Source organism: Geodermatophilus sp. SMS 5-13 (assembly GCF_059428245.1).
This window is the reverse complement of sequence record NZ_CP165729.1, coordinates 3,360,592-3,384,290: the sequence shown is the minus strand read 5'-3', so window position 1 is coordinate 3,384,290 and position 23,699 is coordinate 3,360,592. Positions and strand designations below refer to the sequence as shown.

The window sequence follows — 23,699 nt, the reverse complement described above, 5'->3', positions numbered from 1 at the left end:
TTGTCACGGCGACGTCACCGCGCGGCAGGAGTCAGCGCAGCGCGGGGGCGCTCCGGTCCCCATGGGCGACCGCCGGCCGCGGCCCGCGGCCGACAGCGACGTCGAGCACGGCGTCGACGTCGGCGTCCGCGGTGCCGCGCCACGCGACGTGCTGGTCCGGCCGGACCAGCAGCAGGTCGCTGCCGTAGAAGGTGCGCAGCTTCGGCAGGTGCACCAGGTCGAGCAGCCGCATCGGGACGGCGGCGCGCGCGGCGACGTCGAGGAACGGCGCGGCGTCGGCGTCCGGGGCGAGCCGGATCAGCGTGTACCAGTCGCCGAGCAGGTCGAAGACCGATGAGCCGTCGGGCAGCCAGGCGTGCGGCAGCCGGGCTCCGGGGTGGGACGACGGCGCGTACCGGTTGAGCTCGGGCGCCGGCTGGGGCTCGCGGCCGGCGACGACGATCGGCGAGTCCGGGTAGTCGGAGCCGAGCACCAGGCCGAGGCTGTGGAACTCCGGGTCCTTGACCTGCAGCGCCTCGGCCACCCGGGCGCGCAGCGCGTCCCCGGCCGGGCCGTCGGCGCCGAGCTCGGCGGCGGCGAAGGACGGCGCGAGGAACGCCTCCTGGCCGCCCGCCGCGTCGATCGTGCGCTGCGCGATCGGCCGGCGCTCGGGCTCGTAGCTGTCCAGCAGCGACTCCGGCGCCCATCCCTGCAGCACCGCGGCCAGCTTCCAGCCCAGGTTGACCGCGTCGCCGACGCAGGTGTTGAAGCCGTGGCCGCCCCACGGCGGGTTCAGGTGCGCGGCGTCGCCGACGAGGAACACCCGCTCGCCGCGGTACCTGTTGGCCAGCAGCATGCGCGCCGACCACGGGTCGGTGGCCAGCACGTCGACGTCGATCTCGGCGCCGACCAGGTCGCGGACCAGGGCGACCGGGTCGACGTCCCGGGTGTTCTCGTCGACGCCCTGCACGATCGCCCACCACGTGCCGTCGAGGTCGAGCCGGCCCATGAGACCGCCGCGCCGGGCGCCGATCACCCAGTAGTGCACGCCGAGCGCGCACAGCGGGCGCTCCTCGAGCGCGCGGCTGCGGAAGGTGACCGACATGTTCGGCACCACGCCCGAGGAGCCCTCGTAGCGGGCGCCGATCGCGGCCCGGCTGATGCCGCTGCTGCCGTCGCAGCCGAGCAGGTATTCGGCGAGGACCTCGTGCCGGCTGCCGTCGGGCGCCTCGAGGCCGGCGCGGGCCTCCCGCGGCCCGTCGACCACCGACATGGCCCGCCAGCCGGAGAGCAGCGTGACGCTCGGCAGCGCGGCGGCGGCCTCGGCGAGCACGTCCTCGACGACGTTCTGCGGCGCCTGCTGGCTGGGCTCGGCGGCGATGTCCTGCGGCGTCGTCCAGAGGCCGAAGGCGTTGCGGAAGCGGGTGATCTCGTGGCCGAACAGGCCGGTGCAGAAGACGACGTCCTGGGCGTGGCTCACCGGCAGGGGAGCGGCCGCGCGCAGCCGGTCGGCGATGCCCCAGCGGCGCAGGTGCTCCATCGTCCGCACGCTCGTGGTCTTCGCCCGGGGCCGCAGCGGGTCGCGCTCGGTGCGGGGCTCCACGACGAGCACCTCGATGCCGCGCCGGCCGAGCTCGATCGCGGCGGCCAGGCCGCTGGGGCCGCCGCCGACGATCAGCACCGGGACGCGGGCGGGCACGGCGGTCATCGGATCTCCTGTCGTGGGGCACCGCCCGCTGGGGCGGGCGGACGTGCGGGAAGCTGCGCCGGGACCGGACCGGTCTCGCTCAGCGCAGTCACAGCATGGGTGGCCGGGGTCACCCCTTCCGACCCCGTTGCCATTGGCCGGAAGGGCGACGCCGGAGTTCTCAGACCGTCCGGTTCCGTTCCTGCCACTGCCGCACCCAGGCGCGGCCGTAGTCGTTGCCGTGCGGGGTGCGCAGCACGGTGTGGACGTGGAACGGCTGCGGGGTGTCGTAGTCGAGGAAGACGCCGCAGTGGTGGTCGAGCTCGGCGATGAGCACCGGCGACTGCAGCCGGTAGTAGAAGACGTCGCCGGGCCGCGCGCCGCCGATCCAGGAGAACCAGGTCTCGCCGAGGTGCGCCTCGATCTCCCGCATCCGCGCCCGCCGCGGGCCCTCCGGCAGCAGCCGGACGAACGACTCGGCGATGGCCAGTGCAGCCCGCTGCGCGGCCAGGGGCAGCTCGGCGACGCGGACGCCCTCGACCGGGATGACCCGGTTGTCCTGGAAGGCGCCGGCCAGGTGCCGCTCGTCGCCGGGGTGCACCCGGCCCTCGGGCATGGCCGGGTCGACCAACTGCGCGTACGTGGTGGCCCGGTCGCGCTGCTCGTCGGTCAGGGCGGCCATCAGGTCGAGCCCGTGCTGCACGCGGTCGGCGAACAGGTCGCGCAGGCCGGCGTGCGGGCCGGCGTCGATCTCGTCGGGCTCGGCGCCGAGGAAGACGGGGGAGAGCACCATGCGGCCCTCGACGACCAGGCAGTTGACCGCGCAGTGGTGGCCGTAGAGCTGCCAGCCCCACGGTGCGCGCCCGTCGGGGTCGCCGTACAGGGCGATGTTGTAGCTCCACGCGTTGAGCACGGTCTCGAGGTCGACGACCTCGCCGAGGAAGCCGTTGACCAGCATCATCGCGTGGGCGAGCCGGAACCCCTCGGGACTCAGCGACGCGCGGACCAGCGCCAAGGCCTTCTCCCGCACGACCTCGGGCTGCAGATCGAGCCGCAGGCCGGTGTCGAACTGCAGGAACTCCGGATTGGCCCAGGTCTGCCACTCGACCGCGTCGACGGCGAAGGAGATCCGCTTGCGGCCGTCGTCGTCCAGGACCTCGAGGAGGGCGTTGGCGGCCTCGACCATCGCCGCGACCGGCGCCTCCTCACCGGGCTCCGCCGGCGTCAGGTCGTACAGCCCCTCACGCGGGACGCCGTCCTCGGTGACCCCGCGGAACTCGTTCAGGTACAGCGGCGTCCAGCCCTCGACCAGGCCGCCGGTGAACGTGCCGGGCTTCTTCGAGAAGTCGCCGTAGGTGTGCGGGTCCATGCCGCGGACCTCGGCCAGCCGCGGGTGGTCGTGCGGGAACAGGTACTGCCGGTACTCACCGGACATGACGGGTGCCGTTCTCGACGACGGGGCTGGTGAGGACGCCGAGCCGCTCGACCTCGACCTCGACGACGTCGCCGGGGTGCAGCAGCCACTGCGGCTCGCGGGCGTAGCCGACCCCGGACGGCGTGCCGGTGGCGAGCAGGTCACCCGGCCGCAGCGTGAACGTGTGCGAGATGAGGGAGAGCGTGTCGCCGACCGTGTAGACCATCTCGTCGGTCCGGCCGTCCTGGACGACCTCTCCGTTGACCCGGGTCTGCACCCGCAGGCCGTCGCGCAGGTCGCCCACCTCGGCCGCCGGCACCAGCGGGCCGAGCGGGCCGGAGGCGTCGCCGTTCTTGCCGAGGATCCACTGGCTGGTGAGCTTCTGCGCCCGGCGCGAGGTGAGGTCGTTGAAGGTCGAGTAGCCGACGACGGCGGCCAGCGCCTCGTCCGGGGTGGCGTCCACCAGCGTCGCGCCGACGTAGGCGACGACCTCGCCCTCCCAGTCCAGCCCGTCCTCGTTGGACGGCACCGGCACCCCGGCGCCGCCGACGGTCAGCGACTGCGTCCAGCGGGCGAAGAGAGTCGGGTACGGCGGCAGCTCCTGGCCGGCGAACGACCCCTCGGCGACGTGCTTGAGGTAGTTCAGCCCGATGCAGATCACCCGGGCGCCGGGCAGCACCGGGGGCACGAACTCGACGTCAGCCGCGTCCGCGGTCGCCCCGGCCGGGGTGCCGGAGAGGTGCCCGGCCGCGTCGGCCCAGAACTCATCGAGCCCGGCGACCACGGTCACCTGCGCGCCGTCCTCCGACAGCGCGGCCACCTCGACCGGTCCGCCGTCCCGGCGGATGCCGACGATCCTCATCGTTGCTCTTCCTCTCAGCGGACGCCGAAGCGTCGGCGCAGGACGTCGATCGTGCGGGCGAGCGCCTGCTCGGCCGCTTCGGGGGAGCCGAGCCACATGTGGTCGGCGTCCGCGTACAGGTCCAGCTCGGCCGCCACGCCGGCCTCCACGAGCAGGCCGTGCAGCCGCTCGCTCTGGACCGCCGGGATGAACCGGTCGGCCGCGCCGTGCAGCAGCAGGAACGGCGGCGCGTCCGGGGTCACGTGGGTGACCGGGCTGGCCTCGGCCGCCCGCTCCGGGACGTCGGACACCGCGGCGCCGAGCAGCTGCGCCTCGCGGGTCGACGGGTCGCCCGGGTCGGTGCCGGCGTCGGCCGCGAAGCCGGCGAGGTCGGTCGGCGCGTACCAGGCGACGACGGCGGCGACCGCGCTCGACGTCCCCGTCATGCCGATCCCGCCCTCCAGCGCCGGATCGCTGACCAGGCCGAGCAGCGCGGCGAGGTGCCCACCGGCCGACTCGCCCCACGCGGCGATGCGCTCGCGGTCGATGCCGAGCTCGCCGGCGCGGGCGCGCAGCCAGCGGACGGCGGCCTTGGCGTCGTGCAGCTGGGCCGGCCAGGTCGCCTCGCCGGAGAGCCGGTAGTCGACGCCGGCGACGGCGATACCGGCCTGCGCCAGCCGCTCGAACGGGGTCGGGTCCGCGCCGCGGTAGGCCGGGCCGACGGCGTGCCGGCTGCCCAGCCGCCAGCCGCCGCCGTGCAGGAAGACGGCGACCGGCACGGGGCCGTCCGACTCGGCCGGCAGCACCAGGTCGAGCTCCAGCGGGCGGATCCCCGGGATGGCCGCGTACGGCACGCCGAGGAGGTGCCGCGTGCCGCCCGCGCCGGCGTGCGGCGCGGGCAGCGGGAGCTCGTGCGCGGGCGGGGGGAGCGGGAGGACCGGGGGCGTCAGTCCTGCGTCGGCCACGTGTAGTCCGGCATGAACTGCATGTTGTGCTGCTGCGCGGCGGCCTGCATGCGCGGGAAGTCGGGGATGAACGGCGGCTGGTCCTTGGTGGCGTGGTCGGTCGGCGTGCCCATGTGCTGGAAGAACCGCTCGAAGCCGCCGGAGAGGGTGCCCATCATCCGGGCGTCCTCGACGATCTGGTACGCGTGCGCGAAGCCGGCCGGCACGAACCCGAAGTCGCCGGGGGTGAGCAGCGACGACTGCTTCTGCCCCTCCTCGTCCTCGAAGAACAGCCGGACCTTGCCCTCGAGCACGTAGAAGGTCTCGTGGGTGGCGTTGTGCGAGTGCGTCGGGATGACGTCGCCGGCGGGGGAGTCGGCGGTGATGATGCCGAACTGGTTCTCGGTCTCGTCGCCGGAGAGCAGCACGGTGAACAGGTCGCCGAAGAGCATGGCGGTCTCGCCCTCGCCGCGGCGGAGCACGTAGGGCCGGGGCTTGCCGGGGAGGGCGCCCTTCCACTGCGGGCCCTTCGCGGGGTCGATCAGGTACTCGAAGCTCATGCGTTCTCCCGGTGCGGGTCGACGGTGACGGGTCGAAGCATCGGTGACCGCCGTCACCGGGTCCCAGCTACGTGCCATTGAGCGGAAACGATCCTGGAGTCGCGGTGCGGCGGCGGACACAGTGGCCGGTCGTGAGCTCCCCCCAGTTGCGCCTCGGCGTGCAGAGCCGGGTGGTCGTCGACAACGACTGGTCCGGCGATCCCGACGGGCTGGTCGCGCTGGCCCACCACCTGCTGTCGCCGACCAACCGCGTCGCCGCGGTGACCAGCTCGTTCATCAATCCGATCTTCGGCGCGCCGGAAGGCGCCACGGACGGCGCCGCGCTGGCGCGGGAACTGGTCGACCTGATCGGGATGCCGGAGGCGCCGCCGGTGCACGCCGGCAGCAACGGACCGTTCGGCGCCGGCGGTGCCCCCTCGGCCGCGGCGGACGCGATCGTGGCCGAGGCCCTCCGCGACGACCCGCTGCCGCTGTTCCTGGTCTGCGGCGGTCCGCTGACCAACGTCGCCCAGGCTCTGCGGCAGACGCCGGACATCGCCGCGCGGCTGACCCTGGTCTGGATCGGGGGCGCGCTCGACCCCGCCGCGGACGAGTACAACCGCGACACCGACCCGGCGGCCGCCGAGTTCGTGTTCGCCACCCCGGGGCTGACGATCTGGCAGTTCCCCCTGGAGACCTACCGCCGCTGCGCCTACTCGGTGGCCGAGCTGGAGGCCGACCTCGGCGGCAGCGGCCGGGTCGGCGAGTGGCTGTGGACCCGGTTCACCGAGCTGCCGCTGCCGGACTTCATCGAGGTCGGCGGCGTCTGGCCGCTCGGGGACAGCCCGCCGGTGCTGGTCACGGCCCTGGGCGACGAGTCCAGCGACTACCGGACGACGCCGAACGGCCGGGTCTACACCTCCGTCGACGTCCGGATGCTGGTGGCCGATCTGCTCGCGCGGCTGCGCCTGCACGAGCGTCGCCGCTGACGGGCGCTCCGCCGCCGGTCACGGCGTGCCGGTCACCAGCACCTCGATGATGTCGGCGAGCGCCCGCGGCGGACGTCGCCCGTCGAGCTCGAGGGACGCTCGCCGGCGCAGCAGGGGCTCGACCGTCTCGACGTAGCGCGCGATCTCCGCCCGCTGCTCGGCCGTCGCGCCGTACGGGTTGTCCCGCGTCGTCACCCGCTCGAGGAGCACGGGAAGCGGCGCGCTGAGCAGGACGACGTGCTCGAACCGGTCGTAGAACCGGCCCTGGTTGTCCACGGTCCCCGAGACGGCCAGGTCGGGCTGCCCGGCGAGGAGCTCCGCCATCCGGCGCTCGTCCCAGGTGCCGTCCGGGAGCACCCAGCCGTCGTAGTCGGTGTCCACCGCGAGGTGCCCGCGGCGGCGGAGTTCGGCGAGCACGGTGCTCTTCCCCGTCCCGGACATCCCCGTCACGAGCACGCGCGCCACGACGGGCACGCTAGAGCAGGATGCAGGCATGCCCGTGTTCACCGGCGTCGGCGTCGCGCTGGTCACCCTGTTCGACGAGGACGGCGCCCTGGAGGCGAAGGCGACCGCCGAGTTCGCCGCCCGGCTGGTCGACCTCGGCGTGACCGCCGTCCTGGTCGCCGGGACGACGGGGGAGGCGGCCACGCTCACCCCGGACGAGCGGAGCGAGCTGGTCGCCGCCACGCGCGCCGCGCTGCCGGCGGGCGTGCCGGTCATCGCGGGGACCGGTGCCCCGACCGGCCGGCAGGCGGCGGCGCTCACCGAGCGGGCCTTCGACGCCGGCGCCGACGCCGTCCTGGCGCTGTCGCCGCCCGGGGTGGCCGACCCGCGGCGCTACTACGACACCGTGGCGCAGGCCGCCGCCGGCCCGCTGCTGGCCTACCACTTCCCGGGCGCCGCGGCGCCGGGCATCCCGCTGGACCTGCTGCCCGAGCTGCCGGTGGCCGGGCTCAAGGACTCCTCCGGCGACGCCGCCCGGCTGCTGCACGAGCGGGAGATCTTCGCCGGCGACCTCTGGACCGGTGCGGCGAGCCTCATGGGGCTCTCCGGCGCGATCGGCGCCGCGGGGGCGCTGGTCGCCGCCGCCAACGTCGCGCCCGAGGAGTGCGTCGCCGCCTTCGCCGGGGACGGCGCGGCCCAGGTGCGCGCGGCGGCCGCCGACCGCGCCGCCTCCGTCGACTTCCCGGCCGGCTACAAGCGCGCGGCGGCCGAGCGCTTCGGCATCTCCGTGGTCACCCGGGTCGGCGGCTGACCCGGCCGTCGCGTGGTGACGTGCTGGAACGGCCCCGTCCCGGGTCCCGCCCTGAGCGTGCGAAGGGTGGGGAGGACGGGGTCCTTTCTCAGTGCGATTCGCGGCTGACCTCGGAGCCGCTCGCGCCGACGAGGAAGTCCAGGTCGGCGCCGGTGTCGGCCTGCAAGACGTGGTCGACGTAGAGCCGCTCCCAGCCGCGCCGCGGGTTCGCGAACCCGGTGACGGTCGCCTCGTTCGGGGTGCGGGCGGCGAGTTCGGCGTCGTCCACCTCGACGTCGATCCGCCGGGCGTCGACGTCCAGGCTGATCACGTCCCCGGTGCGCACCAGGGCCAGCGGCCCGCCGGCGGCGGCCTCGGGCGCCACGTGCAGGACGACGGTGCCGTAGGCGGTGCCGGACATGCGGCCGTCGCAGACGCGGACCATGTCGCGGACGCCCTGTTCCAGCAGCTTCTTGGGCAGCGGCATGTTCGACACCTCGGGCATGCCGGGGTAGCCCCTGGGCCCGCAGCCGCGCAGCACCAGCACCGAGTCGGCGTCGACGTCGAGGCCGGGGTCGTCGATGCGCGCGGTGAAGTCCTCGATCGAGTCGAACACGACCGCCCGGCCGCGGTGGCGCATCAGGTGCGGTGAGGCCGCGGCCGGCTTGATCACCGCGCCGTCGGGCGCGAGGTTGCCGCGCAGCACGGCGATGCCGCCGTGGTCGACCAGCGGCTCCCGGCGCAGCCGGATGACCTCCGGGTCCCAGACCGGGGCGTCGTCCAGGTACTCGACCAGCGGCTTGCCGGTGACGGTGAGCGCGCCGGGGTCGAGCAGGTCGCGCACCTCGGAGAGGACGGCGAGCAGGCCGCCGGCGCGGTGGAAGTCCTCCATGAGGAACCGGCCGGCCGGCAGCAGGTCGACCAGCACCGGCACGCCGGAGCCGATCCGGTCGAAGTCGTCGAGGGTCAGGTCGATGCCCAGCCGGCCGGCGATCGCCAGCAGGTGGACGACGGCGTTGGTGGAACCCCCGATGGCGGCCAGGGCCACGATCGCGTTGGCGAACGAGGCCTTTGTCAGGAAGGTCGACGGCCGGCGGTCGGCGGCGACCATCTCCACGGCCAGCCGGCCGGTGCCGTGCGCGGCCTCGAGCAGCCGGCTGTCCGCGGCGGGGGTGCCGGCGACCCCGGGGACGACGGTGCCGAGGGCCTCGGCGACCAGCGCCATGGTCGACGCCGTCCCCATGGTGTTGCAGTGGCCGCGGCTGCGGATCATGGCCGTGGCCGACCGCGCGAACTCCTCCGCCGACAGCGTGCCCGCCCGCACCTCCTCCGAGAGCCGGAAGACGTCGGTGCCGCAGCCGATCGGCACGCCGCGGAAGGTGCCGGTCAGCATCGGCCCGCCGGGGACGACGACGGCGGGCAGGTCGACCGAGGCCGCGGCCATGAGCAGCGACGGGATCGTCTTGTCACAGCCGCCGAGCAGCACCAGCCCGTCGACCGGGTTGGCGCGGAACATCTCCTCCATCTCCATCGCCGCGAGGTTGCGCCAGAGCATCGCCGTCGGGCGGACCTGCGTCTCGCCCAGGCCAAGCACGGGCATCTCCAGCGGGGTGCCGCCGGCCGCGTGGACGCCGTCGCGCACGGCGGCGGCCACCTCGGTGAGGTGGGAGTTGCAGGGCACGAGGTCCGAGGCGGTGTTCGCGATCGCGATCTGCGGTCGCTCGAACGCGTCGTCGTGCAGGCCGCGGCGCATCCAGGCGCGGTGGATGTAGGCGTTGCGGATGTCGCCCGAGTACCACTGGGCACTGCGCAGGGTCACGGCCGCCATCCTTGCGCTGTGTCCTCGTCTCGTGTCCAGACCATGCGCGCGGTCGTCCTCTCCGGACCCGGCGAGTGCGCGGTGCAGGAGGTACCGGTCCCGGTCGCCGGGCCCGGTGAGGTGGTGGTCGACGTCGAGCGGGTCGGCGTGTGCGGCACCGACGTCGAGCTGTTCACCGGCGAGCTGACCTACCTGCACACCGGGCACTCCTCCTATCCGCTGCGGCCGGGGCACGAGTGGTGCGGCCGCGTCGCCGCGGTCGGGGACGGCGTGGACGCCGGCTGGCTGGGCCGGCGGGTCATGGGCGACACGATGCTCGGCGACCGGGTCTGCCGGCGGTGCCGCCGCGGCAACCAGCACGTCTGCGAGGCCCGCCAGGAGGTCGGGATCCGGGGCGGCCGGCACGGCGCGCTGGCCGAGCAGCTCGCCGTCCCCGCGTGGTCGCTGCACGAGCTGCCCGACGCCGTCGACGCAACCCTCGGCGCGCTGGTCGAGCCGGGCGGCAACGCCTGGCGGGCGGCGCGCGCCGCCGGCGCCGGCCCGGGCGACCGGGCGCTGGTCATCGGCCCCGGGACGATCGGGCTGCTGACCGCGATGTTCCTGCGCGCGGCCGGGACCGAGGTGCACCTGCTGGGCGTCACCGAGGCGTCGCTGGCGTTCGCCCGCGATCTCGGGTTCGGCTCCGCGTGGAGCCGGGACACCCTGCCGGACCTGCCGTTCGACGCCGTCGTCGACGCCTCGACGCACGTCGCCTCGCCCGCGGTCGCCCTCGACCTGGTGGAGCCCGCCGGCCGGGTGGTCTACATCGGGATCGCCGGCACGCCGAGCACGATCGACACCCGGACGCTGCTGCTCCAGGACGTCACGGCGCTCGGGATCCTGTCGGCCTCGCCCGGCCTGGAGCCCGCGATCGCCGCATACGCGAGCGGCGAGGTCGACCCGCGGCCCCTGGTCGCGGCCACCGTCGGCCTCGACCTGGTCGGCGACGTGCTGGCGGGACGGCGACCGGAGGGCTCGGGGCGCGGTCCGAAGGTGCACGTCGACCCGAGCGTCGTCCCCGCGGGATGAGGCCGGCGGCCGGCGGCGGCGGGAGGTTTCCCACTGGCCGCCGGCACCGACGACCGGCGCCTACCTGTCCGAAGGAGGAGCCATGGTCACCGGAACCGCTGCGCGCAGCCCGGTGGAGGGCATGCTCCAGGAGAAAGCGGCCAAGTGGTGGTGGGTGCCGCTGGTCGCCGCCGGCGCCTGGGTGATCATCGCCTGGGTGGTGTTCCGCGCCGACTACGCGTCCCTGGTGGCGGTCGGCGTGCTCGTGGGCCTCGTGCTCGCCATGGCGGCGATCAACGAGGGGGCGCTGGCGGCCGCGGTCAACGGCGGCTGGAAGGTGCTGCACATCGTCCTGGCGGTGTTCTTCGCGCTCGGCGCGCTCTGGGCGTTCATCCGCCCGATCAACACCTTCTTCGCCCTCGCCTCGGTCCTCGGCCTGCTGCTGTTCCTGGAGGGCCTCGTCACCCTGGCGCGCGGCATCGCCCTCAGGGACGAGACCCCGCACTGGTGGCTGGAGCTGGTCACCGGCGGCCTGTTCATCCTGCTGGCGATCTGGGTCTCGTCGTCCGACCGGATCTGGAACCTCGCCCAGCGCGCGGCCTTCATCCTGCTGTGGGTCGGCATCATGGCGATCTTCCGCGCGATCTCCGACGTCATGCTGGCCTTCTCGCTGCGGCGGATGGGCAAGGAGGGGCTGCTCCCGGAGCCGGCTGCCGAGGAGCCTTCCGCGGCCATCCCGCGCCAGGAGCGGCGGACGCCGGCCACGACGGAGAGCACGGCCGCGACAGAAACGCCGGCCGTCTGAGGCACGGCCGCCTCGCCGAGATGCGCGGTCTCGTGACTACCCGGCCCCGGAAGCCACGAGACCGCAGATCTCGCCGCGGACGGCACAGCACAGAGACGTCACGCGGGGGCACCGAGGGGTGGGTGCTCGAGCACGCGGGGCTTGTACTCGACCAGCTGGATGCGGCCGTCGAAGGTGCGGTGCTCGATCATCTCGAGGGCGACGTCCGGATAGCCGTCGTAGATGCGCTCCGCGCCCGTGGCCCCGGTGATCACCGGGAACATCCCGACCCGGAAGCGGTCGACGAGTCCGGCTCGTAACAGGGACCGGCACAGGCTGAGGCTGCCGATTGTGCTGAGGAGCCCCGAGCCACTCGACTTCATGGCGCGGACCGCCTCGACGGCGTCGTCGCGGACGAGCGTGGAGTTGGCCCACGTCAGCGGCTCCTCGAGTGAGGAGGAGAACACCACCTTGGACGCTTGCGTGAGCCCGTCGACGGACGCCTCTTCCTCGGGCCTGAACTCGGCCTGGCCGTTCGGGACCTCGCCGGCGGCGAAGCCCGACATCAGGCGGTAGGTGTTCGCTCCCATCAGGTAGGTGACCTCGGGCTGCTCGCCGAGCCATGCGAGGTACTCCGGGCCCTCGAGGCCCCAGAACCCGGGCCATCCCTCTCCCGATGCGTAGCCGTCGAGGGAGGTGATGAAATCGACGAGAAGCTCCGACATGGCGGTGTCCCTTCCTCGGGTGTCACGAGCTTGGACCGGCCGGGAGCCACGAACTCATCGGCTGCGCTGTGGGGCAACGAGGAAGCCCATGACGCTGCAACGTCCCGAGTTCTAGCAGGTAGATCTCGACATGGAGGAGGTGAGAGTCCGTATCGGCGACGACGAGATCCTCGCGTCGTGGCACTCCTGATCGGCCGCCGAATGGCCAGCGTCACGGCGCGGAAGCCATATGCGTCACCAACAGCGGCGTGGGCATCGTCGTTAGTCGCGATGGGCGATTCTGGGAGTTCGCCGCGGATTGACGTGAGACTGAGCCGGATCTCCTGTCGCCCTGAGCGGCCTATTTGGGGACACCTCAAGTTCCCCGTGGCCGGTCCTCACGGTGGGCTCTCTCGCGTCGCAGTAGCAGCACAGCGCCGAATACCACGCCCAGGACGAAGATCACGACGGCGGCAACCCAGAACCCCAGGCTCGCGAGGAAGACGGCGATGACTGTCACCACCAGGCTCACGACTTTGTCGGCTGTTAGCCGCCTGTTCCGGCCTTCCGGCTTGTCGTGGCTGCTGGGCACCGATCGACCCTATCGGCCTCTGCCGCTCGCCTGGCTCACCCCGAACGCCCCTGAAGCGATCACCGGGGCGAGTCCGCCGGGGTGCCCCCAAGCGGCCCATTTAGGGATACTGGAGGGAACCGCCGGCACTGAATACGGCATCGCGGAAGCGGTACCGCGCCCGCATGTCGCGCAGGAAGTCGACACCGGCCCTGAGCATCCACTCCTGCTCCTCAGCGGCCCGGAGCAGTGAGTAGTGGCGTCCACCAAGGTGGTGTGCGACGGCCCCGGTGAGTAGCGGGCCTTGCACGTAGAGGCGGCCACCGCGTGATCTTCTGGATACCTTCCACAGCCCCAGGAGTTCGACGCGATGACCGCCCCTTCCAGTATCGACCCTGCCCGCTTTCTGGACGAGCAGCTGGCCCAGGCCAGCCCTGACCTGCTGCGCCAGATGCTGACCACGTTCATCAACACGCTCATGAGCGCCGAGGCCGACGCGGTCTGCGGCGCGGAGTACGGCGCCCGCTCGGCCGAGCGGACCAACGTGCGCAACGGCTATCGGCTCCGGGAGTTCGACACCCGCGCCGGCACGCTGGACGTGGCGATCCCCAAGCTTCGGTCGGGCAGCTACTTTCCCGACTGGCTGCTCGAGCGCCGCCGCCGGGCGGAACGGGCGCTGACCACCGTGGTGGCCACTAGCTACCTGCTCGGCGTGAGCACGCGCCGGATGGAGAAGCTCGTCGAGTCCCTCGGGATCACCCGGCTATCGAAGTCGCAGGTCAGCGAGATGGCCAAGGACCTCGACGCCCAGGTCGCCGACTTCCGCCACCGCCCGCTGGATGCCGGCCCGTACACGTTCCTCGCCGCCGACGCCCTCGTGCTCAAGGTCCGCGAGGGCGGCCGGGTGGTCAACGTGCACGCCCTGGTCGCCACCGGGGTCAACGCCGACGGGCACCGGGAGATCCTTGGCCTGCAGGTCACCTCCGCCGAGGACGGCGCCGGCTGGCTGGCCTTCTTCCGCGACCTGACCGCCCGCGGCCTCACCGGGGTGCAACTGGTGACCTCCGACGCTCACCGCGGTCTGGTCGACGCGATCGGCGCCACCCTGCCGGGTGCGGGCTGGCAGCGCTGCCGCACGCATTATGCGGCGAACTTGATGGCGGCCACGCCGAAGGCGTCCTGGCCGTGGGTGCGCGCGCTGCTGCATTCGGTCTATGACCAGCCCGACGCGAACTCGGTGCACGCCCAGTTCGACCGGGTCCTCGACGCCCTGACCGACAAGCTGCCCCGGGTGGCCGAGCACCTCGAGCGGGCGCGAGCCGACGTGCTGGCCTTCACCGCCTTCCCCAAGGAGGTCTGGCGGCAGATCTGGAGCAACAACCCCTCCGAGCGGCTCAACCGGGAGATCCGCCGGCGCACCGACGTGGTCGGCATCTTCCCCGACCGGGACGCGCTCATCCGCCTGGTTGGGGCGGTGCTGGCCGAGCAGCACGACGAATGGGCCGAAGGCCGCCGCTACCTCGGACTCGACGTCCTCGCCCGCTGCCGCATCCGACCCGTCACCGACACCGCCGACGCCACCGAGGAGGTGACCACCCAGACGACGATCCCGGCGCTCAGCGCCTGACCCAACCGAAGATCACGCGGTAGTCGTCACACACCACGCCAGCGGGCTTGACCCAGTGAGTCAGGAATCTCCGGAGGCGGAACCACATAGCCCAACCGACGGAACCGGCCAACCAGGTGCGCCATGGAACCCAGCGCCGCCACCGCCGCGTCCTCCGGCGTCCAGACGGAAGGGGTCAGGGTGAGGTCCCAGTGCTTGTCGCGGTCGACCCGCGCCTCGTTCTTGACGCGGTATCGATGCTGCCCAAGCAGCGTCCGGCGCACATCCCAACTGCCGATGTCCACCAGTTCGTCGATGAAGCGGTGCAGGCCGATGCGGCGGTCGGCGAACCACGCGTCGAGGGCGCGCTCCGACTCGCTCCGGATCGCGGTCAGCAGGTCATCGGCTGCGCCGAAGCCCGTCGGGGCGGCGTCGACGGCCACGCTGTCGTCGGTCAGCGTGAGTCGACCGGCCAGCGCGAGGTCTATCAGCAGGCCACAGCGCACCGCGTCGGCGGCCAGCAGTTGCACGGTGGGTCGGCCCTTGGCGTCGAGGCTCAGCGCGGTCAGGCGCGCCGCCACCCCGTCGGGCCAGTTCACGGCGCGGCACGCTACCGACGCCGAAGGCGTCTCAGTCCGGCAGGCGGCGTCACTCGTCCTGGCCGGTAGACGACACCGCCTGGCGCTTCTTCAGGCTGTCAGCGTCAGCCGCCAGCACGCTCGCCGCCGCGATGCGAACTACAGCCATGAGCGCCCAGCCCCACAGCGGCGATCGCGTACGCAGCACGACCGTGCGGGGGACGGTCGCGCCGAGGGCCGGTAACAGCACGGCGGCAGAGATGACTCCACGGTCGATCCAGCGCTTGGCCGGGCCTGCTCCGACGGGCTGATGAAGTGTGACCTTGAAATACGCCAGCCCTCCCGCGAACGAGAGCAGACTCCCGATGGCCGATCCCGCCTGAACGCCTCGCTTGCCCGCAAGAACGCGAATCGCCGGGACCACGAGCTCTACCGACGTCGACATGACGAGCAGAAAGTTGCTCCACATGACCTCGGCGAGGAAGGCGCGCGCAGGCGGGGACGCATCCGCCAACTGCTGAGCCCGGGCCGCCCTGGCTTCCGGGCTGTCCTGTCCTCTCCTTCGCCGCGGGCGCCGCACGGCGTCATGGTGCATCACCATGGGGCCCAACAGTCAGGCGTGCGGCACGGCCGCTCGGCCCGGCCTTCGGGCGGGCCGTCCGCCAGGTCGCCCTGAGCGGCGCGCTAGGGGCGACTTGCAGGAGGCGATCCATCCCCCTGGAACCGCGCTCGACGCCACATTGCTCGCTCGATGCGCCGCTTGACGACTCCACTCGCGATCGTCAATGCCAAACCGACAGCATATACGGCGCCGGCAATGAACCAGAGCGCATGAAGACCACTCCATGAAACGACGACCGTGATAAGCGCAGACGTGAGCAAGAAGAGTCGCGCCGCAACGTTCCTTAGCCGTTTGACCGCAGGGTCGTCGGCGGCCGTTACGTTCCACGGACTCGCCGACATGCGCGGCACTTTAAGCGCAGGCGAGGCGTGTCCTCAAGCGGCCCACTCAGGGATAGGTCGTCGCGCATCGTGCATGCAACTACGTCGCTTCCTCCCCGTCCTTGTGTGGCGACGCCCCGAGCAGTCCACGCTGCCGGCCATCCCTGTAGTGCACATAGGCCAGGCTGATGAAGACGACTCCTCCGAAGAGAACGGCACTGCCGCGGCCGACCTTGCCAATCGATAGATCCACGACACCATCGCAGAGAAGGAAAACCGAGAGAACCACGATGATCGCGAGGTTCCGTCGAAACGACCGTGGCGTCTCAGGCATGCCTCTCACATTGGCAGTATCGGCTTGGAGGCCCTGCCGCTGAAGCCGCCTTCCGAGCGAGCCGGCCAACTGTCTCTGAGCGGCCCACTTGAGGACACCGGGTTGAGGGGCGCCGGTCGGTCATCGGGCGTGCCGAGGGCGCCAGCATCTGTCGCGTGCCGCGATGTATCGGCCACCATGCGGCCGTGCATCCGTCCGAGAAGCTTCCGCCACTCGGCCCGCCGGAGTGGCTGGGGCCCCCGCGGGACACCATGGGTGGGGTGGTGCCGGTCGACGCAGCGGTCGTGCGCAACGAGCACCTGTTCGTCGGCCTGCGAGCGGTCACCGCCTACTCGACAGGGATCTCACTTGGCCTTGTACTCGCGGTTCGACGGCGTGCGCTCGGGAAGGACCGCTGGGAGTCGTTGCAGAACTCCTTCTTCACCGGCTTGCGTCCGCGTGGCCTGCCACCGGACGACGAGCGTGCCCTGAGCATGGAAGTCGAACTCGCAGATGGGCGGCGGGTCAGGGCCCTGTATCGATTTGAGCTAGGCCGTCTTGATCCGCTGCCACAGCCGCCCGTCCTGGTGGAGCGCAGCGGCGCAGGAATGAGCGGCTCGGATGCGATGCACCGGCAAGTCGAGCTCTGGCTGTGGCCACTGCCCGACGGCCACGCATTGACCCTGCTGCTGCAGTGGAGACCACTGGACCTGCCGCTGACCGCATACCGCATCGACCTGGAGTCGGTACGCGCCGCAGCCCAGCGGGAAATGCGCTACTGGCCGTAAGGCCGCCGGGCTGAGCTTCGGTCGGTGTCCCAGAGCGGCCCATTCAGGGCTGGGTCGGGGGAAGTGACGATCTGGCCGCTTGGCCGCTGTCGCGGAGCACTTGGACTGCCCGGAAGGGATACGAGAGCTGTTGCGCGAGGTGTGGGGGCCGGGGAATCCAGGTGAAGCTCACGCGCTCGCCGGGTGACAGGGCCCTGTAGCCCTCTGCCTCGATCAGTTCGAAGCCCGCCCAGCAGCCGCCCGGGGTGGCGTCGGAGTCGAGGACTCCCCACCCCGTCTCCTCGTCCCAGTCGCGCACGACGCCCAGCGTCATGCCGGAAGGTTCATCGGGTAACACGGGGACAGCATGGCTCGGTGACCACATCGGCGTACGCCGCCGCAGTCGCCCTAAGGCGGCCCACACGGCGACCCGGCCTGGTGTCCTCAAGCGGCCCACTACGAGACAGCGGGCCTACTTCCCCCGGGTCTGCATCCGGAACAGGGCCACTGTCGATACCAGGATGGCAAGCGAGGCCAGGCCGCTGCCCAGTAGCCACCAGTCGCTGCCTGCTGCCATTCCGACCACCATCACCACGAGGCCGACGAGGGCGATAGGCAGGGCCGCGACGGCGGCCCAAGCAGTCGGGCTCTGGGGACGCTGCACGCCGAGACCATAGGCAGGCTCACTGCCGGCAGACCTGTGCAGCGGCGGACTTCACTCCGACGGTTGACGGAGTGCGGCGGTGTCCCATAGGCCGCCTTTAGGGACGGCGACCGCAAGCTCCGCAGGACAGGCCTCGACCGTCGACCCGGTTTCTGTCGGTGGCCGCCCGTACGGTGCCGTCGTCCGAGCCAGGGAGGCGAGGTGGACGGCGAACTGCGGTGGGCGGTGACAGACGGGCCGGAGGGCACGCACGCGGTCGTGCTGCCCGACGACGTGGCGGATGCGCGTCGGCTCGTGACGTACTACAGCGGACGGTTCTGGTGCTCCACGCGCGCCGGTGGCTGCGGCGAGCGGCTGATGGCCGGCCACGGCTTCCGCCACCGCGACGCGGACTCCTGGTGCCGGTTCGCGACGTCCGGTGCCGACGCCGGCAGCGCGTACGAGCATCTGCGCTACGAGCCCGCCCTGATCAGGTGGCTCGAGGAACAGGGACACCGGCCGCGGGCGCGCACGCTGCTCGGGCAGGCCGGAGCGGCCGATCTGCAGCTCGTCGTGGACGAGCTCGACGCCGTCCTCGAGGTCCAGCTCGCGTCGCTGCCGGACGCCGCCTGGCGGGAGCGTGACGCCGATCGCCGGCAGCACCGGCACGTCACCTGGCTCTACGGCCCCGGCGCCGGGGACGCCGCGGCCACCGAGGCCGCCGTGCGCGGGTTCTCCCTGGAGCTGCGGCGGCAGAACCGGGGCCTGCTCGTGGGCGTGCGGGACGTCGACGGGCGGATCCGCTGGATCCCGGTGACCGCCTGCCTGCTGACCGCCGACGGCTTCACCGCGCCGGGCATCGCGGAGGCCCGGAGCGCGCACGCCGCCCGCACGAGCGAGCGGCGTGCGGCGGCGCGGCGGGCCTCCCGGCAGGCGCCGGCACGGACGGGCGCCCTCGACCAGCTGCCGTTCCCGGCATGACGCCCCGTCAGGCGGTCAGCCGCGGCTGCCCCGGTAGAGCCAGCCGGCCAGCGCGCGCGACAGCCGCGGCATCACGACCCAGGTCATCAGCGCGACGAGCGGGACGATCACCGCCGCGGTGCGGAAGAACAGCGGCCAGTCGCCGACCAGCGGCCGCAGCGCGGTGGAGATCAGGAACTGCAGCAGCAGGATGACGGTCGCCGTCATCACGAACGTCTTCCAGCGCGGCGGGGGCTTCGGCGCGGCCGCCGGCGGCTCGAACCAGGCCTCCATCCCGTCCAGCCGGCGGACGGCGACGGTCTCCATGAACGCCGACCCCTGCTCCAGCAGCCGGCTGCGGATGGTCGAGCGCTCCCAGCCGGCCAGCCGCTCGGGGGACTCGAACCGGTAGACCACGTGCCACACCGAGCCCCCGGCCACCGGCTTGAGCACCCCGGAGCCGAGGTAGCCGGGGAAGCGCCGCGCGGCGCCGAGGAGGTCGCCGACCCAGCGGTGGAACTCCTCCTCGTGACCGGGCGTCACCTCGCGGGCGACGACGACCGTGATGCCGTCGGTGCCTGTTCCGGTCATGGTCATATCGTTCGCCCGTTGCTGCGGGCGACGTCGCCGAGCCACGCCAGGCTGGGCTTCGGCGTGCGCGCGAACGTCTGCCGGTCGACGCCGACCAGGCCGAACGTGGGCCGGTAGCCCAGCATCCACTCGAAGTTGTCCAGCAGGCTCCAGTGCACGTAGCCGCGGACGTCGGCGCCGCCGGCGATCGCCCCGGCCAGGCCGCGCAGCGCGTCGGTGGTGAACCGGATCCGGTCCTCGTCGTCGGCGGTCGCGATGCCGTTCTCGGTGACCAGAATCGGCGTGCCCGGCAGCACCTCGGCGGCCCGGGCGACGGCCGCGCCGAGCGCCTCCGGGCGGCGCTCCATGCCGTGGGCGAGGGTCTGCAGCTCCGGCGCCGGCGGGATCAGGCCGTCCGGGCCGAAGCGGGCGCAGGTGTAGATCTGCAGCCCCACCCAGTCGTCGCCCTCGGCCGCCTGCAGGAACTGGTCCTCGAACGCGGCGACCTCCTCGCGCAGCACGGCGTCGCCGCCGTCCTCGGCGATGTTCTCCCGGCCGATCAGGGTCATGCCCGTCCGCAGCCCGGCGCCCCGGAACACCTCGCGGGCGCGGTCGTGCAGGTCGAGCAGCGCCTCGGCGACGCCTTGATCGGGTCGGGGCAGGCCGTGGATCGGCTCCCCGCGCATCGCCATGCCGGCGAGCACCGGCTGGGCGGCCATGAGGTTGGGCTCGTTGATCGTGGCGACGTACGCGGCGTCCTCGACCGCCGGCAGCGCGAACTCGGCGAAGCGGGCGATCCGGTCGCCGGTCTTCGGGCCGGTCCAGCCGCCGTCGTGCAGCAGCCAGCGCGGCTGGGTGAAGTGGACGAGCGTGACGATCGGGGACAGCCCGCGGTCGTGGCAGCCGTCGACCATGCGCCGGTAGTGGTCCAGCGCCGCCCGGGAGAACTCGCCCTCCGCCGGCTCGATCCGGCTCCACTCCAGGCTGAACCGGTAGGTGTTCAGGCCGGACCGGGCCACCAGGTCGAGATCCTCGGCCCACCGGTGGTAGGAGTCGCAGGCGTCGCCACTGGGCTCGGCGAACGGCGAGTGCGGGACGTGCTCGAGCTCCCAGTGGTCGTTGTTGACGTTGCCGCCCTCGACCTGGTGGGCGGCGGTCGCCGCGCCCCAGAGGAAGCCGTCGGGGAAGGTGGTCATGCGCTGATCTCCTCGGAGTCGCTGCCGCGGTAGCGGAAGTCGGCGAAGGCGACGGTGCCCTCGGTGGCGTAGAGGCCGACGACGCGGCCGGTGAAGGACTTGGCGACCTCGAAGGTCCAGTAGCGCCCGTCCAGCTCGGTGAGGACGACGTCCTCCCCATCGGCAGGCGTGGCGACCAGCCGGATGCGGTCGCCGCCCACGGCGCCGGCGGAGAAGTCGGACGGCGGCGGCGTCATCTCCAGGCGCAGCTCGACCTCGCCGGCCGGGAGGACGGCCGTCCACGTGTGGTCCAGCCCGGCCAGCTGCGCCCGCGCGGTGACCGTGCCGTCGGGCGCGGCCTCGATGGCGAACCAGTGGTCCTCGCCGTAGCGGGCGGCCAGGCCGCCGGTGCCGCGCGAGGCGTCGACGCGGGTCGCGACCGTCGCGCGCAGGTGGCGCTGGCGGCGGCCGAGGAACGACGGCCGCGGGTCGTCGAGCGTCGTCCCGTCGCCGGTGATCGCCAGGCCCGCCGGGGTCGTCGTCCCCACGGAGGCCGGGGTGCGGCGGACGGCGAGCCAGCCCGGGTCGTCGAGCGCGGCCGGGTCGGTCAGGTCGAACGCCTCCTCGACCCCCGCACCGGGCGCGAGCTCGGGCAGCCGCGCCTGGGGCCAGCCGTCCACCCAGTCGACCGCGGTCAGGAACGTCTCGCGCCCGAGCGGCGAGAACGCCTGCGCCAGCCCGACCGGGCGGACGCCGAGGTGCACCATCGCCGTCCCGCCGTCGGCGGTGTCGACCAGGTCGGCGTGGCCGGTGCTCTGCACCGGGGACCCGCTGCCCGCGGCGGTGAGCACCGGGTTCGCCGGGCAGCTCTCCCACGGGCCCTCCGGAGACGGGCCGCGGGCCACGGTGACGGCGTGCCCGCGGTCGGTGCCGCCCTCGGCGGCCAGCAGGTACCAGTGCTCGCCGCGGCGGTAGAGGTGCGGGCCCTCGGGGGAGTAGAGCCCGCTGCCGGCCCACAGCGCGCGGGGCTCCTCCAGCGCCTCGCCGGCGGCCAGGTCGACCTTCACCTGCCGGATCGCGTGGGGGTGCTTGGCATAGGTGACGTAGGCGGTGCCGTCGTCGTCCCAGGCGAGGTCGGGGTCGATGCCGTCGACCGCGGGGATCGCCGTCCCGTCGCTCCACGGCCCGGCGGGGTCGGTCGCCGTGAAGACGACGCAGCCGCGGCCGCCGAGGAAGACCGTGACGATCACGTGGAAGACGCCGTCCCGGTACCGGATCGTCGGCGCCCAGACACCGCCCGGGGTCGGCACCTTCTCCAGGTCGACCTGCTCCGGGCGGGTCGCGACGTTGCCGATGTGCTCCCACTCGACCAGATCGGTGCTGCGGTACACCGGCAGCGCCGGCAGGTACTCGAACGTCGAGGTCACCAGGTAGTAGGTGCCGTCGACGCGGACGATGCTGGGGTCGGGGTTGAAGCCGGGGATCAGCGGGTTCACGCGAGAACCCGCACCCGGCCGCCGGCGACGACCTCGGCCATGAGGTCCAGGGCCTGCCCGACCGGCTCGATGTCGGGCCGGGTGTTGAGGAAGCCGTGCAGCATGCCCACGGCGGTGACCTGCCGGACGTCCACGCCGGCCAGCGCCAGTTGCGCCACGAACGCCTCACCGGAGGCTCGCAGGTCGTCGTACTCGGCGTTGATGACCAGCGTCGGGCACAGCCCCTCGAGCACGCCCTGGGCGCCGAACGCGTAGCCGTCGGCGGTGGACAGCGGCCCGCCGAGGTAGTTCTCGTTGAACCACTTCGTCTGCGGCGGGAAGAAGCGCAGGACGTCGGGGACCTCGGCCATCCTCGCGGCGAGCGACGCCGACGCCGGCGGGACGACGGCGTGCGCGACGGGGTAGATCGGCAGCAGCGCGGCCGGCGGCGCACCGTCCTCGTCCCGCAGCTTCAGCGCGGCGCCGATCGACAGGTTGCCGCCGGCGCTGGCGCCGCCGAGGGAGATCCGCCCGGCGTCGATGCCGAGATCGGCGGCGTTGTCGCGCACCCAGCGGAAGGCGGCGACCACGTCGTCGTGGGGGACCGGGTAGTGGATCCCGTCGAGGCAGAGCCGGTAGTCGACGCTGACGACGACTGCGCCCGCGCGCTCGCAGATCTGGCGGGCGGTCCAGTCGGCCTCCGGCATCGCCAGGTCGCCGCCGACGAACGCGCCGCCGTGGACCCACACCAGTGCGGGGCGGTCCGGGCCGGACTCGGCGGGCAGGTACACGCGCACCGGCACGGGGCCGTGCGGGCCGGGGGCCGCCTCGTCGCGGGTTTCGACGGCGGGCGGCTCCGGTGCGCCGGTGATCGACATGAACTCGTCGAGCAGGGCGCGCTGGGCCGGGTCGGCCATGGCGGTCTCGAACGAGATGATGCCCTCGAGCAGGTGCAGCTTCGAGGCGATCGCCGGGTGGATCGGCACTGGGCAACCTCCGGGCATGAAGCGGCCCGCGGCGGGGCCGAAGTGTGGCGCCCGCCACGGGCGCTGTCGCGAGCATCGCCCGGGCGGGCGGGCAGATCCCACGGCTCTGCCATTGAGCGGAACGCCCCTCCGGGCGAGATCTGCACACTGGCCGCTATCGCGCCCCGGAAGAGGGCGACTGTGCAGATCTCGCCCGGCGGCTCAGGAGCCGGTGTAACCGATCGAGCGGCGGGCGCCGAGGCCACGGGAGATGGAGCGCGCCGCCGTCCGGACGGCGGGGCCGAGCAGCCGCGGCTCCGCGTTCTCCTGCGGCACCACCACCGACAGCGCCGCCGCGATGCGGTCGTCGGCGCCGAAGATCGGCGCGGCGACGCTGACCAGCGGCTGCGGCGTGCGCCGGCGCAGCGTGGAGATGCCCTCGCGGCGGATCTCGGCCAGCGTCCGGCGCAGCGCGGCAGGGGAGACGGCGACGTTCTCCGGCTGGTGCATCAGCGGCTGGGCCAGCACCGACTCCTGGAAGCCCGTCTCCGCGAAGGCGAGCAGCACCAGGCCGACCCCGGTCGAGTGCAGCGGCAGCCGGCCGCCGACGCGGTAGAGCACCGACATCGCCCCGTGCGCGGACAGCCGCTCGACCAGCAGCGCCTCCTGGCCCTCGCGGACGGCGAGCAGCACGTGCTGGCGGGTGACCTCCTCGAGGTCGCCCATGAAGGGCAGCGCCACCTGCTTGAGGCCCTGGCCGCGCGGCGCCAGCGAGGCGACCTCCCACAGCCGCAGGCCGATGGTGAACCGGCCGTCCGTGCCGCGCTCCAGCGCGCCCCAGGCCATGAGCCGGGTGGCCAGCCGCAGCGTCGAGCTGGTCGGGATGCCGCTGCGCCGGCTCAGCTCGCCGAGGGTCAGCGACCGGTGGCCGGCGTCGAACGCGCCGAGCAGCGCGAACGCCCGGTCGACGACGGGATCGCCCTGCGGGGGCCGCTTGCCGCGGACGCGGGCCGGCTCGGCGGATGCGCCGGTCACGGGTGGGTTTCCTGATGTTCACCCATGAGGCGGGCGCCACAGTTGTTTTCCATTGGTTGGCATTGTGCCTGACGCCCCTGTGACGTGGCCCGCATCGTTTCCAGCCGAGCCGGGCGGC

Annotated in this window: 25 protein-coding genes; 8 read left to right on the top strand and 17 right to left on the bottom strand. The window is 73.1% G+C overall.

The features are described 5' to 3' along the window. Window positions 1–31 precede the first annotated feature (31 nt). From AB3388_RS16370 to AB3388_RS16350, 5 genes are all read right to left on the bottom strand, one after another. Entirely contained in the window at window positions 32–1,687 is a 1,656-nt protein-coding gene (locus AB3388_RS16370) for an FAD-dependent monooxygenase (protein WP_495406360.1), read from the bottom strand. Between the two features lie 160 nt (window positions 1,688–1,847). After that, entirely contained in the window at window positions 1,848–3,101 is a 1,254-nt protein-coding gene (locus AB3388_RS16365) for a DUF3500 domain-containing protein (RefSeq protein ID WP_495406359.1), read from the bottom strand. Beyond that, window positions 3,091–3,942 carry a fumarylacetoacetate hydrolase family protein gene (locus AB3388_RS16360; RefSeq protein WP_495406358.1) on the bottom strand — a complete coding sequence of 284 codons (852 nt, stop codon included), beginning with the start codon at window positions 3,940–3,942 and terminating at the stop codon, window positions 3,091–3,093. The genes AB3388_RS16365 and AB3388_RS16360 overlap by 11 nt, the downstream gene beginning before the upstream one ends. 14 nt (window positions 3,943–3,956) lie before the next feature. Then, on the bottom strand, window positions 3,957–4,886 hold the full coding sequence (locus tag AB3388_RS16355) for an alpha/beta hydrolase fold domain-containing protein (protein ID WP_495406357.1): 930 nt from the start codon (window positions 4,884–4,886) through the stop codon (window positions 3,957–3,959). After that, window positions 4,868–5,425 (bottom strand): quercetin 2,3-dioxygenase, encoded by a 558-nt coding sequence (locus tag AB3388_RS16350; protein ID WP_495406356.1) that lies wholly within the window; start codon window positions 5,423–5,425, stop codon window positions 4,868–4,870. The genes AB3388_RS16355 and AB3388_RS16350 overlap by 19 nt, the downstream gene beginning before the upstream one ends. A gap of 131 nt (window positions 5,426–5,556) precedes the next feature. Between AB3388_RS16350 and AB3388_RS16345 the strand changes: the two genes are divergently transcribed. Next, entirely contained in the window at window positions 5,557–6,393 is an 837-nt protein-coding gene (locus AB3388_RS16345; RefSeq protein ID WP_495406355.1) for a nucleoside hydrolase, read from the top strand. An 18-nt stretch (window positions 6,394–6,411) separates the two neighbouring features. Here the strand turns inward: AB3388_RS16345 and AB3388_RS16340 are convergent, their stop codons facing one another. Then, entirely contained in the window at window positions 6,412–6,858 is a 447-nt protein-coding gene (locus tag AB3388_RS16340; RefSeq protein ID WP_495406354.1) for an AAA family ATPase, read from the bottom strand. A 28-nt stretch (window positions 6,859–6,886) separates the two neighbouring features. On the opposite strand from AB3388_RS16340, the gene AB3388_RS16335 reads away from it, so the two are divergent. Beyond that, window positions 6,887–7,648: a dihydrodipicolinate synthase family protein gene (locus AB3388_RS16335; protein ID WP_495406353.1), complete on the top strand. Its 762-nt coding sequence runs from the start codon at window positions 6,887–6,889 to the stop codon at window positions 7,646–7,648. 88 nt (window positions 7,649–7,736) lie between these two features. Here the strand turns inward: AB3388_RS16335 and AB3388_RS16330 are convergent, their stop codons facing one another. Beyond that, a complete protein-coding gene (locus AB3388_RS16330; RefSeq protein WP_495406352.1) occupies window positions 7,737–9,455 on the bottom strand; it encodes an IlvD/Edd family dehydratase in 1,719 nt (572 codons plus the stop codon). A gap of 9 nt (window positions 9,456–9,464) precedes the next feature. Between AB3388_RS16330 and AB3388_RS16325 the strand changes: the two genes are divergently transcribed. Then, window positions 9,465–10,514: a zinc-dependent alcohol dehydrogenase gene (locus AB3388_RS16325; protein WP_495406351.1), complete on the top strand. Its 1,050-nt coding sequence runs from the start codon at window positions 9,465–9,467 to the stop codon at window positions 10,512–10,514. A gap of 82 nt (window positions 10,515–10,596) precedes the next feature. Continuing rightward, window positions 10,597–11,298 (top strand): DUF308 domain-containing protein, encoded by a 702-nt coding sequence (locus tag AB3388_RS16320; protein WP_495406350.1) that lies wholly within the window; start codon window positions 10,597–10,599, stop codon window positions 11,296–11,298. Window positions 11,299–11,396: 98 nt separating this feature from the next. On the opposite strand, the gene AB3388_RS16315 is transcribed toward AB3388_RS16320, so the two are convergent. Continuing rightward, a complete protein-coding gene (locus AB3388_RS16315) occupies window positions 11,397–12,002 on the bottom strand; it encodes a dihydrofolate reductase family protein (protein ID WP_495406349.1) in 606 nt (201 codons plus the stop codon). 488 nt (window positions 12,003–12,490) lie between these two features. Here AB3388_RS16315 and AB3388_RS16310 point away from each other — a divergent pair, with 488 nt between their 5' ends. Together AB3388_RS16310 and AB3388_RS16305 are read left to right on the top strand one after the other, a co-directional pair. After that, entirely contained in the window at window positions 12,491–12,805 is a 315-nt protein-coding gene (locus AB3388_RS16310; protein WP_495406348.1) for a hypothetical protein, read from the top strand. A gap of 117 nt (window positions 12,806–12,922) precedes the next feature. Beyond that, window positions 12,923–14,179, top strand: a complete 1,257-nt coding sequence (locus AB3388_RS16305) for an IS256 family transposase (protein ID WP_495406347.1) — start codon at window positions 12,923–12,925, stop codon at window positions 14,177–14,179. A 26-nt stretch (window positions 14,180–14,205) separates the two neighbouring features. Here the strand turns inward: AB3388_RS16305 and AB3388_RS16300 are convergent, their stop codons facing one another. Both AB3388_RS16300 and AB3388_RS16295 read right to left on the bottom strand, forming a co-directional pair. Next, window positions 14,206–14,757, bottom strand: a complete 552-nt coding sequence (locus AB3388_RS16300) for a GPP34 family phosphoprotein (protein ID WP_495406346.1) — start codon at window positions 14,755–14,757, stop codon at window positions 14,206–14,208. Window positions 14,758–14,806: 49 nt separating this feature from the next. Then, the gene (locus AB3388_RS16295) at window positions 14,807–15,316 is read right to left on the bottom strand and encodes a hypothetical protein (protein ID WP_495406345.1); all 510 of its coding nucleotides are present in this window, start codon (window positions 15,314–15,316) and stop codon (window positions 14,807–14,809) included. A 956-nt stretch (window positions 15,317–16,272) separates the two neighbouring features. Here AB3388_RS16295 and AB3388_RS16290 point away from each other — a divergent pair. Next, a complete protein-coding gene (locus tag AB3388_RS16290; protein ID WP_495406344.1) occupies window positions 16,273–16,779 on the top strand; it encodes a hypothetical protein in 507 nt (168 codons plus the stop codon). A 43-nt stretch (window positions 16,780–16,822) separates the two neighbouring features. Here the strand turns inward: AB3388_RS16290 and AB3388_RS16285 are convergent, their stop codons facing one another. Both AB3388_RS16285 and AB3388_RS16280 read right to left on the bottom strand, forming a co-directional pair. After that, window positions 16,823–17,092 carry a hypothetical protein gene (locus AB3388_RS16285; RefSeq protein ID WP_495406343.1) on the bottom strand — a complete coding sequence of 90 codons (270 nt, stop codon included), beginning with the start codon at window positions 17,090–17,092 and terminating at the stop codon, window positions 16,823–16,825. Window positions 17,093–17,230: 138 nt separating this feature from the next. Then, window positions 17,231–17,422, bottom strand: coding sequence for a hypothetical protein (locus AB3388_RS16280; protein WP_495406342.1), 192 nt, complete (start codon window positions 17,420–17,422; stop codon window positions 17,231–17,233). Between the two features lie 201 nt (window positions 17,423–17,623). Here AB3388_RS16280 and AB3388_RS16275 point away from each other — a divergent pair, with 201 nt between their 5' ends. Beyond that, complete coding sequence (locus AB3388_RS16275; RefSeq protein ID WP_495406341.1) at window positions 17,624–18,382, top strand: competence protein CoiA family protein; 759 nt, start codon at window positions 17,624–17,626, stop codon at window positions 18,380–18,382. Between the two features lie 15 nt (window positions 18,383–18,397). On the opposite strand, the gene AB3388_RS16270 is transcribed toward AB3388_RS16275, so the two are convergent. The 5 genes from AB3388_RS16270 to AB3388_RS16250 all read right to left on the bottom strand — a co-directional run bounded on the left by AB3388_RS16270 (window position 18,398) and on the right by AB3388_RS16250 (window position 23,581). After that, complete coding sequence (locus AB3388_RS16270; protein ID WP_495406340.1) at window positions 18,398–18,952, bottom strand: antibiotic biosynthesis monooxygenase; 555 nt, start codon at window positions 18,950–18,952, stop codon at window positions 18,398–18,400. Between the two features lie 2 nt (window positions 18,953–18,954). Beyond that, window positions 18,955–20,127: a family 1 glycosylhydrolase gene (locus AB3388_RS16265; protein WP_495406339.1), complete on the bottom strand. Its 1,173-nt coding sequence runs from the start codon at window positions 20,125–20,127 to the stop codon at window positions 18,955–18,957. Beyond that, window positions 20,124–21,602: a glycoside hydrolase family 43 protein gene (locus AB3388_RS16260; RefSeq protein WP_495406338.1), complete on the bottom strand. Its 1,479-nt coding sequence runs from the start codon at window positions 21,600–21,602 to the stop codon at window positions 20,124–20,126. The genes AB3388_RS16265 and AB3388_RS16260 overlap by 4 nt, the downstream gene beginning before the upstream one ends. Next, a complete protein-coding gene (locus AB3388_RS16255; RefSeq protein ID WP_495406337.1) occupies window positions 21,599–22,567 on the bottom strand; it encodes an alpha/beta hydrolase in 969 nt (322 codons plus the stop codon). The genes AB3388_RS16260 and AB3388_RS16255 overlap by 4 nt, the downstream gene beginning before the upstream one ends. A gap of 201 nt (window positions 22,568–22,768) precedes the next feature. After that, a complete protein-coding gene (locus AB3388_RS16250) occupies window positions 22,769–23,581 on the bottom strand; it encodes an IclR family transcriptional regulator (protein WP_495406336.1) in 813 nt (270 codons plus the stop codon). Window positions 23,582–23,699 lie beyond the last annotated feature (118 nt).